The 11,701-nt window shown below is 68.7% G+C and carries 12 protein-coding genes; 5 read left to right on the top strand and 7 right to left on the bottom strand.

Annotation, left to right across the window (positions count from 1 at the left end):
• On the top strand, positions 1–487 hold a 487-nt coding region (locus tag KD1_RS11090), incomplete at its 5' end, for an iron-sulfur binding domain-containing protein (protein ID WP_502690822.1).
• Here KD1_RS11090 and KD1_RS11095 read toward each other — a convergent pair.
• From KD1_RS11095 to KD1_RS11105, 3 genes are all read right to left on the bottom strand, one after another.
• On the bottom strand, positions 484–1,923 hold the full coding sequence (locus KD1_RS11095) for a GntP family permease (RefSeq protein ID WP_068401903.1): 1,440 nt from the start codon (positions 1,921–1,923) through the stop codon (positions 484–486). The genes KD1_RS11090 and KD1_RS11095 overlap by 4 nt on opposite strands.
• Positions 1,920–2,474, bottom strand: a complete 555-nt coding sequence (locus KD1_RS11100; RefSeq protein WP_068401904.1) for a gluconokinase — start codon at positions 2,472–2,474, stop codon at positions 1,920–1,922. The genes KD1_RS11095 and KD1_RS11100 overlap by 4 nt, the downstream gene beginning before the upstream one ends.
• 102 nt (positions 2,475–2,576) lie before the next feature.
• A complete protein-coding gene (locus KD1_RS11105) occupies positions 2,577–3,164 on the bottom strand; it encodes an amino-acid N-acetyltransferase (RefSeq protein WP_083542391.1) in 588 nt (195 codons plus the stop codon).
• 128 nt (positions 3,165–3,292) lie between these two features.
• Between KD1_RS11105 and KD1_RS11110 the strand changes: the two genes are divergently transcribed.
• On the top strand, positions 3,293–3,844 hold the full coding sequence (locus KD1_RS11110) for a hypothetical protein (protein ID WP_068401907.1): 552 nt from the start codon (positions 3,293–3,295) through the stop codon (positions 3,842–3,844).
• 102 nt (positions 3,845–3,946) lie between these two features.
• Here KD1_RS11110 and KD1_RS11115 read toward each other — a convergent pair whose 3' ends face one another.
• Positions 3,947–6,463, bottom strand: coding sequence for an ATP-dependent Clp protease ATP-binding subunit (locus KD1_RS11115; RefSeq protein ID WP_083542392.1), 2,517 nt, complete (start codon positions 6,461–6,463; stop codon positions 3,947–3,949).
• A gap of 185 nt (positions 6,464–6,648) precedes the next feature.
• On the bottom strand, positions 6,649–7,452 hold the full coding sequence (gene ku / locus KD1_RS11120) for a non-homologous end joining protein Ku (protein ID WP_068401909.1): 804 nt from the start codon (positions 7,450–7,452) through the stop codon (positions 6,649–6,651).
• A gap of 93 nt (positions 7,453–7,545) precedes the next feature.
• Here ku and ligD (KD1_RS11125) point away from each other — a divergent pair, with 93 nt between their 5' ends.
• Together ligD (KD1_RS11125) and ligD (KD1_RS11130) are read left to right on the top strand one after the other, a co-directional pair.
• A complete protein-coding gene (gene ligD, locus KD1_RS11125) occupies positions 7,546–8,493 on the top strand; it encodes a non-homologous end-joining DNA ligase (protein ID WP_068401911.1) in 948 nt (315 codons plus the stop codon).
• On the top strand, positions 8,486–9,361 hold the full coding sequence (gene ligD / locus KD1_RS11130; RefSeq protein WP_068401913.1) for a non-homologous end-joining DNA ligase: 876 nt from the start codon (positions 8,486–8,488) through the stop codon (positions 9,359–9,361). The genes ligD (KD1_RS11125) and ligD (KD1_RS11130) overlap by 8 nt, the downstream gene beginning before the upstream one ends.
• A gap of 53 nt (positions 9,362–9,414) precedes the next feature.
• On the opposite strand, the gene KD1_RS11135 is transcribed toward ligD (KD1_RS11130), so the two are convergent.
• Entirely contained in the window at positions 9,415–10,089 is a 675-nt protein-coding gene (locus KD1_RS11135) for a class I SAM-dependent methyltransferase (RefSeq protein ID WP_068401915.1), read from the bottom strand.
• Entirely contained in the window at positions 10,086–11,069 is a 984-nt protein-coding gene (locus tag KD1_RS11140; protein ID WP_245627376.1) for an NAD(P)/FAD-dependent oxidoreductase, read from the bottom strand. Before KD1_RS11140 ends, KD1_RS11135 begins: the two co-directional genes overlap by 4 nt.
• Positions 11,070–11,145: 76 nt before the next feature.
• Between KD1_RS11140 and KD1_RS11145 the strand changes: the two genes are divergently transcribed.
• Complete coding sequence (locus tag KD1_RS11145) at positions 11,146–11,697, top strand: helix-turn-helix domain-containing protein (protein WP_068401919.1); 552 nt, start codon at positions 11,146–11,148, stop codon at positions 11,695–11,697.
• The last annotated feature ends 4 nt before the right edge of the window (positions 11,698–11,701 follow it).

Genomic DNA, 11,701 nt, shown 5'->3' on the forward strand with positions numbered 1-11,701 from the left:
GGTACCCGTCGTCGACACCAACGTGCGTCGCGTCCTCGCCCGCGCCGTCACCGGCGACGCGCACGCCGCTCCGGCCCTGACCCGTGCCGAGTCGACCCTGGCGGCCGCGGCAATGCCGACCGATCGCGCCTCCGCCAACCGATGGAACGCCGCCGTGATGGAGCTCGGCGCCCTGGTCTGCACCGCCCGCGCCCCCCGCTGTGACGACTGCCCGATCGCCCACCTGTGCGCCTGGAACATCGGCGGCCGACCCGAGTACGACGGCCCGCCCCGGCGTGGGCAGGCGTGGCACGGCACCGACCGGCAGGTGCGCGGGCGGATCGTCCAGGCGCTCCGCGAGTCCGACGCGCCCCTGCCGGAAACGACGCTCCTCGCCGTCTGGCCCGACGACCCGGCCAAGGCGCTGCGTTGTCTGGGGACATTGATCGAGGACGGCCTCGTCGAACCCGACGAGACCGTCCCCGGTCACTTTCACCTGCCGCGCTAGACGACCAGCGACAGCAGCAACACGCAGATCAGACCGACCACCGAGATGACGGTCTCCATGACCGACCACGACTTGATCGTCTGGCCGACGGTCATGCCGAAGTACTCCTTGACCAGCCAGAAGCCGGCGTCGTTGACGTGGCTGAAGAACAGCGAACCCGCACCGATGGCGAGCACGAGCAGCGCCAGTTCCGGCGACGACATCCCGGCAGCCAGTGGCGAGACGATGCCGGCCGCGGTGATCGTCGCGACGGTCGCCGAACCCGTCGCCAGGCGGATGCCGACGGCGACGAGCCAGCCGAGGACGAGCGGGTTGATTCCCGACCCCTGGGCCATGTCGCCGATGACGTTGGCGACACCCGCGTCGACGAGGGTCTGCTTGAAACCGCCACCAGCGGCCACGATGAGCAGGATGCTCGCGACGCCCGGCAGCGCCGAACCGACGGTCTTCTCAACCTCGCCGCGGTTCATGCCGATGCCGTAGCCGAGGGCGAACATGGAGAACAGCACGGCGGCGAGCAGCGCCACCGCCGGGGTGCCGATGAAGACGAGGAAGTCGCGCAGGCCGTTGCCCTCGGCGAGGGTCAACTCACCGATGGTGCGGGCGAGCATGAGGATGACCGGCAGCGTCACGCTGAGCAGCGCCCAGATGAAGCCGGGGCGCTTCCAGCCCTTGGCCGCCCGCTCCTGGGCGGCCGTCGCCTCGGCAGAGGCCCCGCCGCTGCCGCTGCCCACCAGCGACGTCGCGCTGATCGGGACCCACTTGTCGACGAACGGGGCCAGCAGCGGTCCGGAGACGATCAGCGTCGGCACGGCCACGATGAGGCCGAAGAGGAGCGTCAGGCCGAGGTCGGCACCGAGTGCGTCGATGGCCACGAGCGGGCCGGGGTGCGGCGGAACGAAGCCGTGGAGGATCGACAGACCGGCCAGCGCCGGGATCGCGACCTTCATCACCGAGATGTTGAGTTTCTGCGCGACGAGGATGACGACGGGCACCAGCAGAACCACGCCGACCTCGAAGAACAGCGGGATTCCGAGGATCGCGGCGATGAGCGCCATCGCCCATGGCAGGGTCTTCGGGCCGACGCCCTCGATGATCCTGTCGACGATCGTGTCGCCACCGCCGGAGTCGGCGAGCATCTTGCCGATCATCGCTCCGAGCGCGACGAGCAGACCGACCGAGCCCATCGTCGATCCGAAACCGTTGGTGAACGCGGTGACGATGTCTCCCGGCGAGACTCCGGCGACGGCGCCCATGACGGCCGAACCGAGGATGAGTCCAAGGAACGGGTGGAACTTCGCCCACGTGATGAGCAGGACGACCGTGGCGATGCCGAGGATCGCGGCCAGGGTCAGTTGGCCATTGCCCGCTGTCGTGAGCGGCTCATCCGCCCAGGGGATCACGGCCGTGGGGGCGACCGCGAGTGGCAGGATCATTGCTGTGCTCCTTCTGTGAGGTTGAGGGCCTCGAGTGCTTCGGCGAGGGTCTCCTCGGGGGTTCCGGCAACGCTGACCTCGACGTCTCCGCCGGCCAGTTCATCGGCTTCGAGCGGCTCGAGGGTGGCGAACTGGCTCGGAAGCAGCTCCGGCGGCATGAAGTGCTCGCGGTGGCGCATGCGGTCGGCCAGGAGTTCCTGGTCGCCGATGACGTGACAGAAGCGCACCTGCGGGCGGCCTTCGCGCAGCAGGTCACGGTAGACGCGGCGGAGCGCCGAACACGTGACGATCGCGGGTTCGTTCGCCTCGACCTTGGTGTTGATCCAGTCGCCGATGAGGCGCAGCCACGGCCAGCGGTCCTCGTCGGTGAGCGGATGACCGCTGGCCATCTTGTCGATGTTCGCCTGCGGGTGGAACTCGTCGGCCTCGGCGTGATCCCAGCCCATCACCTTGGCGATGTTCTCGGCCAGGGTCGTCTTCCCCGAACCGGACACCCCCATGACGATGATGATCGTGGGACCAGGACGCGGCTGTGCGTGGGAGGAGGACATGACCCGACGCTACTCCTCGTTTCACGTTCAATCGGGTCGGGGTGCGGGTGGCCGTGACCTACTCGTCACCCGATCGTGATCGGAGCGTCGTCGCTCAACTCATCACAGGGTCAACAGCATTCGGGTGTTGCCGAGGGTGTTGGGCTTGACCCGGTCGAGGTCGAGGAACTCCGCGACGCCCTCGTCGTAGGAGTGGAGCAGCTCGGTGTAGACCTCCGGCGAGACGGCCTGCCCCTCGATCGGCACGAAGCCGTGCTTGCCGAAGAAGGAGGTCTCGAACGTCAGGCAGAACACCCGGGAGACCCCGATGGCCCGAGCATCGTCGATGAGCGCCTCGAGCACGCGGCCCCCGATGCCGTGACCGATCACGGTGGGGTCGGTGGCCAGCGTGCGGATCTCGGCGACGTCCTCCCACATGACGTGCAGCGCCCCGCAGCCGACGACACGTCCGTCGAGTTCGGCGATCCGGAACTCTTGGATCGACTCGTAGTAGGCCACCGCGTCCTTGCTGATGAGCACGCGCTCGGCGGCGTAGGGCCGCACCAATTCACGGATCGCCGTGACGTCGCGCGTCGTGGCCGCGCGCACGATAATCTGCGACTGGCCGCCCGCGATGGCGCGGGTGGCAGCCGTGTCGGGCGTCGTGGCGGACGTGGTCTCGGACGTCGAGTCGCTGGCGTTCTCGGGCATTCCGTCAGGCTACGACATGACGCTCCGTCGGGGTTCTGCGGCAATCAAAGGGTCAACTACTACAACGCGTAGTAGTTGTAGTACGCTCAATCTCGCAAGGCTTACCCCCCACGGCCAAGGAGGCCAAAATGCGCAGCATGCTCGACAAGGTCATCTCCTGGATGGGTCTCGCACTCGCCCTCGTTCTGCTCGTCGCCGGTGGTCTCCTGACCTGGGCGTCGACGTTCGTGGCCGACAACGTCAGCGAGCAGCTCTCCATGCAGGACATTACGATGCCGGCCGAGGCAGACCTCGAGACGCAGGAGCAGAAGGACGCCCTGCTCCAGTACGCCGGCCAGAAGATGACCACCGGTGACCAGGCCAAGGCCTACGCCGACCACTACATCCTCGTTCACATGAACGCCTCCTCCGATGGCAAGACGTACTCCGAGGTCTCCGGCGAGGCGCTCGCCGCCAACGCGAAGAACCCCGAGTCCGCCCAGGCCAAGGAGCTCATGGGCCTGCGCCAGACGCTCTTCATGGGTTCGACCCTCCGTGGCCTCCTGCTCAACGCCTACGCCTTCGGCACCATCGGCAAGATCGCCGGCATCGCCGCCTGGGCCGCCTACATCGGCGCCGTCGTCATGCTGATCCTCGGCCTCCTGGGTCTGCGTCACTCGAAGCAGGTCACCGCTGCCTGACCTGGGCACCGGCTCAATCACACCGCAGTACTGCAACACCACAGCACAGCAGAAGGGGCGGGACCGTTACGGTCCCGCCCCTTCCGTGTATCAGCGACGCGGTCAGGCGCCCTGGTCAGCCGCCTCGATGAGCATGTCCGGAGACGTGCTCGCGCGGTCGGTCGTCGTGAACGTGAACTCCGCGTTCGCGCCGGTGCCGGCGACATCGACGTGGATCAGGTGGCCCGCCGAGACCTCGCCGAAGAGGATCTTCTCGGAGAGCACGTCCTCGATCTCGCGCTGGATCGTCCGCTTGAGCGGGCGGGCACCCAGCGACGGGTCGTAGCCGCGCTCGGCGAGCAGGTCCTTGGCGGCCTGGGTCAGGTCGATGGCCATGCCGCGGTCGGCCAGGCGCAGGCCCAGTTTCGCGATCTCCAGGTCGACGATCTGCACGATCTCGTCCTGCGTCAGACGCGGGAAGACGATGACCTCATCGACACGGTTGAGGAACTCCGGGCGGAAGTGGTCCTTGAGCGCGGTCTTGACCGACGCCTGCATCCGCTCGTACTCCGAGTCCGAGTCCATCCCGCCGGCGAAGCCGAGGGAGACGGACTTGATGTCCCGCGACCCGAGGTTCGTCGTCATGATGATGACCGTGTTCTTGAAGTCGACCATGCGGCCCTGCGCGTCGGTCAGACGTCCCTCCTCGAGCACCTGCAACAGCGAGTTGAAGATCTCGGGGTGGGCCTTCTCGACCTCGTCGAAGAGCACGACGGAGAACGGCTTGCGGCGCACCTTCTCGGTGAGCTGGCCGCCCTCGTCGTAGCCGACGTAGCCGGGCGGGGACCCGAACAGACGGCTCGCGGTGTGCTTCTCGGAGTACTCGGACATGTCGAGGGTGATCAACGCGTCCTCGTCACCGAACAGGAACTCCGCCAGCGCCTTGGCCAGCTCGGTCTTGCCGACGCCGGTGGGGCCGGCGAAGATGAACGAGCCGCCCGGGCGACGCGGGTCCTTCAGGCCGGCGCGGGTACGCCGGATCGACTGGCTGAGGGCCTTGATGGCCTTCTCGTTGCCGATGACCCGCTTGTGCAGCTCGGACTCCATGGTGAGCAGGCGCGTCGCGTCGTCCTTGGTGAGCTTGCCCACCGGCACGCCGGTCGACATGGTCAGGATCTCGGCGATCTGCTCCTCGTCGACCTTGGCGACGATGTCGAGGTCACCGTTGCGCCACTCCTCCTCCTTGGCCTGCTTCTCGTGGACGAGGTTCTTCTCCTGGTCGCGCAGACGCGCGGCCTTCTCGAAGTCCTGCCCGTCGATCGCGGCCTCCTTCTCGAGGCGGACCTTGGCGATGTGGTCGTCGTACTCGAGCAACTCCGGCGGCGCGGTCATGCGGAAGATCCGCATGCGGGCGCCGGCCTCGTCGATCAGGTCGATGGCCTTGTCCGGCAGGAACCGGTCGTTGATGTACCGATCCGAGAGGTTGACCGCAGCCGCGATCGCCTCCTCGGTGATGGTCACCCGGTGGTGGGCCTCGTACCGGTCACGCAGACCGCGCAGGATCTCGATCGCCTCGGACAGCGTCGGCTCCGGCACCTGGATGGGCTGGAACCGGCGCTCGAGCGCGGAGTCCTTCTCAATGTGCTTGCGATACTCGTCGAGCGTGGTCGCCCCGATGGTCTGGAGCTCACCACGCGCCAGCATCGGCTTGAGGATGCTCGCCGCGTCGATCGCGCCTTCGGCCGCACCGGCCCCGACGAGGGTGTGCACCTCGTCGATGAACAGGATGATGTCGCCGCGCGTGCGGATCTCCTTGAGGACCTTCTTCAGTCGCTCCTCGAAGTCACCGCGGTAGCGGCTGCCGGCCACGAGTGAACCGAGGTCGAGCGTGTAGAGCTGCTTGTCCTTGAGGTTCTCGGGCACCAGACCCTTGACGATCTTCTGGGCCAGGCCCTCGACGATCGCGGACTTGCCCACACCGGGCTCCCCCACGAGAACGGGGTTGTTCTTCGTGCGGCGCGACAGCGTCTGCATGACGCGCTGCATCTCGTTCTCGCGGCCGATGACCGGGTCGAGCTTCTCCTCACGAGCCGCCTGGGTCAGGTTGCGACCGAACTGGTCGAGCACCAGCGAACCCGCCGGCGCGCCCTCGGCCTGACCACCCTGGCCCACACCTGCCGCGGCTGCCTCCTTGCCACCACCCTGGTAGCCGGAGATCAGCTGGATGACCTGCTGGCGCACGGTCGGCAGATCGGCGCCGAGCTTGACGAGGACCTGGGCGGCGACGCCCTCACCCTCGCGGATCAACCCGAGCAGGATGTGCTCGGTGCCGATGTAGTTGTGGCCGAGCTGCAGCGCCTCGCGCAGCGAGTACTCCAGCACCTTCTTGGCGCGCGGGGTGAAGGGGATGTGCCCGGTCGGGGCCGTCTGGCCCTGGCCGATGATCTCCTGCACCTGCTCGCGGACCGCCTCCAGCGAGATGCCAAGGGACTCCAGCGCCTTCGACGCCACTCCCTCGCCCTCGTGGATCAGGCCCAGCAGGATGTGCTCGGTGCCGATGTAGTTGTGGTTGAGCATGCGCGCTTCGTCCTGCGCAAGCACCACGACCCGGCGCGCTCGGTCGGTGAACCGCTCAAACATGTCGTGCTCCTGACGTCTGGTCAGATGGATGCTAGTCGGCCCTGCTGAAAGGCCCGGGTTCTTTTTACAGTCCGGACTCCCGGCAGACCCGGATTACGGGTGTCAACGCCACGCACCCCGGTCCTGTTCCACGCTCCGCCCGCCTGGGTTGTTCGCCCAGCGCGGAAAATGCGACGGCCGCGGTCTCAGGCGGACTTCTCGGACGATTCTCCGCGTGAGGCCTTGGCCTTCTCGACACTCTGCGCGAGCGCGGCAAGCAGGTCGATGACCTCGCCGCCACCACCCTCCGGCGCGGCCGTCTCGGCGACCTCGCCACCCTCGATCTTGGCGTCGACCAGGGCCTGCACGGCCTGCGCGTAGTCGTCGGTGTACTCGGACGGGTCCCAATCACCGGCGAGTTGCTCGATGAGCAGGTCCGCCATCGCCAACTCCTTGTCGGTGGCGTGCTGGTCCTCGTCGATGCCGGCGAAGTCGGTCGCGCGCACCTCGTCGGGCCAGAGCATCGTCTGCATGACGATGACGCCGTCGTGCACCCGCAGCACGGCCATCGTCGTGCGCGCCCGGATCGCGACGGTCACCACGGCCATGCGCTGCTCCTTGGCGATCGCGTCGCGCAGCAGCACGTACGCCTTCGTCGCCGAGGCGTCCGGCTCGAGGTAGTACGGCTTGTCGAAGAGGATCGGGTCGATCTGCTCGGCGGGCACGAACTTCTCCACGGTGATCTCGCGCGACCCGCGGCTGGGCAGGGACTTCATGTCCTCGTCGGTGAGCACGACGACCTCGCCGTCCTCGGTCTGGAACCCCTTGGCGACGTCGGCGTACGCCACGATCTCGCCGTCGATCGAGCACGTGCGTTGCATCTTGATGCGCCCGCCGTCGCTGGCGTGCACCTGATGGAACTTCACGTCGTGGTTCTCGGTGGCGCTGTAGAGGCGCACGGGCACGTTGACCAGACCGAACGAGACGGCACCCTTCCAGATGGCGCGCATGGTCGTGTCCTCCGCTTTCGTCGGCTCCGGTGGCGACTCACCGGGGATGGGTGTACCTCACGAGCCTACGTGTCCGTGCGCCACGATGGGAGCATGAAACCCATGCTGGCCACGGGCGCGGCGTCGCCGCCGACCGGAGCGCAGTGGGCGCACGAGGTCAAATGGGACGGCATGCGGGTGCTCGCCGAGGTCCATGACGGAGCGGTGCGGCTCACCTCGCGTACGGAACGTGACGTGACGGTGGCCTTTCCGGAGCTGCGTGGACTCGCCGACACCTATGACGACCTGGTGCTCGATGGCGAGGTCATCGCGCTGGAGAACGGTCGGCCGTCGTTCCATGCGCTGTCGGAGCGGTTGCATGTCGCCGATCCGCGCAAGGCGCGGCGGTGGGCGGCGGAGCGGCCGGTGACGTACATGGTCTTCGACCTGCTGCGGCTGTTCGGGCAGGACCTCACCGCGCAGCCGTGGTCGGGTCGGCGGCAGCTGTTGGAGTCGCTGGAGCTGGGCGGGTCGAGTTGGCAGGTCCCGGCGGTCTACGACGACGGAGCGCAGTTGCTCGCGGCCACGCGGGCGCAGGGGCTTGAAGGGGTGGTCTCGAAGCTCCGGTCGTCGCGGTACCTGGCCGGAGCGCGGTCGGCGGACTGGGTCAAGGTCGCTCACCGGCCGTCGGTGTCGGTGGTCGTCGGTGGGTGGCGGCCCCAGACGGGGTCGGCGTCGGTACTCGGGGCCGTGCTGGTCGGGATTCCCGACGGTGATGGCGGATTCCGGTTCGCCGGGCGGGTCGGGTCGGGGCTGGTGGGCGCGGCGGGTGCGCGGCTGCTGGAGCTGCTGACGCCGCTGGCGCGGGAGTCGTCGCCGTTCAGCAACGAGGTGCCGGCCATCGACGCCGACGGCACAAACTGGGTGGAGCCACGTGTGGTCATCGACGTGGCCTCGCTGGCGACGACGGGTGAGCGGCTGCGGCAGCCGAGCTTCCAGGGAGTGCGGACCGATCTGGACTCCGATGATGTGCGTGAGGGGATCGGGACGACCGATGGCTGAGCCGGGGCAGGAGCGCGTACGGGTCCAGGTCGATGGGCGTGCGTTGACGGTGACGAGCCTGTCGCGGGTCGTGTATCCGGCCACGGGCACGACGAAGGGTGAGGTGCTGCATCACTATGCGAGCGTCGCTCCGGTCATGCTGCCGCATCTGGCCGGGCGGCCGGTGACGCGCGTGCGCTACCCACAGGGCGTGGCGTCGCCGGGGTTCTTCGAGAAGCACCTGCCCGGGGGCACGCCGCGGTGGGTGCCGCGGGTGAGTGTCGAGGACGTGACGTATCCGCTGGTGGACGGGCCGGCGGCGCTGACGTGGCTGGCGAACCTCAACGCGCTGGAGCTCCACGTGCCGCAGTGGCGGGTGGTCGATGGCGTGGCGGTCGGGCCGGATCGACTCGTCGTCGACCTGGATCCGGGCTCGCCGGCGGGGTTGAAGGAGTGTGCGCAGGTGGCGTTGCTCGTGCGGGAGCGGCTCGGCGCGTTGGGGATGGCGCTGTATCCGGTGACGTCCGGGAGCAAGGGGATGCAGTTGTATGGGGCGATCGGCGGCGATCTGACCAGTGATCAGGTGCGCGATCTGACGCAGCAGTTGGCCAAGGAGCTGAGCGAGAAGCACCCGAAGCTCATCGTGTGGCAGATGACCAAGTCGCTGCGCCCCGGGAAGGTGCTGTTCGACTGGAGTCAGAACGTGGCGGCGAAGACGACGATCAGTCCGTACTCGTTGCGGGGGCGGGAGATCCCGAATGTGGCGTGTCCGCGGACGTGGGACGAGGTCGAGGCGGGCGCGGCGGGCAAGCGGTTCGAGCAGGTGATGTTCGAGGACCTGCCGGAGCGACTCGACCGGTACGGGGATCTCATCGCCGACCTGGCGTGAGGCTCGTGTGAGGAAGTGGCTGCTCGAGCAACCACTTCGTCACACGCCATCCGTCAGGGGACGCGGCGGACCAGCGTGACCACGTCGCTCAGCGTGGCTGCGGTGCCGTCTGGGGCAGTCGTGCGACGGTCGCGGAGTTCGCTGGTGATCACCTGCCACCGGTCGGGGTCCAGCGCGAGGTCGGCGAGCTCGGACTCCGGCGTCGGGAAGTCATGGCCGGTGTGCACCTCCGCGTCGGACCACGACGGGCCGGAGGCGTGCGACGTGATGAGCAGATGCCCGCCGGGCGCCACGAAGCCGGTGGCGCGGGTCAGGATCTCGGCCCGCGGAAGCGGCACCGACCACGCGTGGAGGAAGGAGCAGGTGACCAGGTCGAAACGCTCCGTCGTGTCCCACGTCGCCAGGTCGGCGGCCACGAGCGTCAACCTGGCCGGGTCGATGCCGACCTCGACCGCCGCCTGCCGCCCGCGCTCGATGGCCGTGGCGGAGAGGTCGACGCCGGTGACGGTCCACCCCTGTTGCGCCAGCCAGACGGCATCGCCGCCTTCGCCGCAGCCCAGGTCAAGCGCCCGACCGGGGGTGAGCCCGGCGGCGACGTCGGCCAGTACCCGGTTGACGCTCCCGGTCCAGATCCGATCGGCCTCGCCGTACCGGGACTCCCAGAACTCGACGGGCGACATCGACGCCACCGGGTCGCTAGTGTGGTGGTGTCCGTGAGCGTTGGTCATGCCCGGACCTCCAGCGCCTGCGCGGCCTCGGCGGCGGCGAAGTCCGCCTCGACCAAGGCGCCGTTCACCGCGCTCCCCGCCATCGCGCCGGCCCCGATCGACATGGGCACGTTCGCCATCGGATTCACGACGTTGCCCGCCGCCCAGACGCGGTCGTGGCTGGTCTTGCCCATCTGATCGACGGTCAGGAACGAGCCCGCGCCGAACGGCAACTCCGCGCGATCCAGCCCCAACCCGGCCACGAACACGTCATGCGGGTGCGGGGTGCCCATCGTGAAGATCGCGTCCACCTCCACGACCGCGCCGTCGGCGGTGCGCACTCCCGTCACCTGATCCCCGTCGCCGAGCACCTCGACCACCTCGGCGTTCACGATCTCGACCCCGCGGGCCCGCAACCGCGCCGAGACCTGCGGGTCCACCTCGCCGATCCGCGCGGCGAACAGGGTGACCCGCTCACTCCACTGGCGCACCATCTGCACCTGGTGCAGCGACGCCGGCGACGTCGCGAGCACGCCGAGGTGCCGGTCGCGCACCTCCCACCCATGGCAGTACGGGCAGTGCAGCACGCCCGTGCCCCACCGCTCCGCCAACCCGGGAAGTTCGGGCAACTCATCGGAGATCCCGGTGGCCACGACCAGCGCCCGACACGCGTGCGTCTCGCCCGACTCGAGCGTGACCCGCAGCCCGGCCACACCGTCCTCCGCCACCCGGACCGTGCCGTCGACGAACTGCACACCGTAGCCCGCAGCCTCACGCCGCCCGGTCTCGACCAGCGCCGTCGGCGACACGCCCTCCTGCCCGAGCACCCCGTGCATGTGCGCCGCGAACCGGTTTCGGGGGCTGCCCGCATCGACGACGAGTACGCGGCGGCGCGCCCGACCCAGCATCAATGCCGCCGACAACCCGGCCGCGCTCCCACCCACGACGATCGCGTCCCACTCGGGTTCGCGCTGCTCCGCCTTCATGCCATCACCAGTCATGTGCACCACTGTGGACACCCAGCCATCGATAATGCAAGACTGTTTGCAGAATCAGCAAGCAACGAGAGAGGCCTCCATGACCACGGACCTCGGCCAGGTCGGCCCACGCCTGCGGGCGGCCCGCCAATCGCGCGGCTGGACGCTCGACGACCTCGCCACGCGCGCCGGCGTCTCGGCCAGCACTCTGTCGCGCCTCGAATCCGGCAAACGTCAGGCGAATCTCGAACTGCTCGTGCCCCTGACGCGGCAACTCGGCATCCGCATCGACGACCTCATCGCCCACGAGACCCCCGACCCGCGCGTGCGCCGACCGGTGGTCCACCGTGACGGCCTCGTCATCGCTCCGCTGGCGCCCGAGGGCTCGCCGATCCACACGTACAAGATCACCTATCCCGCGTCGGTCGACCTGCCCGAACCGCGCGTTCACGACGGGTACGAGTGGCTCTACGTCCTGGCCGGCAAGCTGCGACTGCGCCTCGGTGAACAGGACCTCATCCTCACCCGCGGCGAGGCGGCCGAGTTCGACACCCGCACGCCGCACGCCATGAGCGCGGCCGGCGGCAAGCCCGCGCAGGTGCTGAGCATCTTCAACGACGACGGTGCCCGCATGCACACGCACACCGCCTAACCCC

Source organism: Kribbia dieselivorans NBRC 106261 (assembly GCF_001552435.1).
GTDB classification, from domain to species: Bacteria; Actinomycetota; Actinomycetes; order Actinomycetales; family Dermatophilaceae; genus Kribbia; species Kribbia dieselivorans.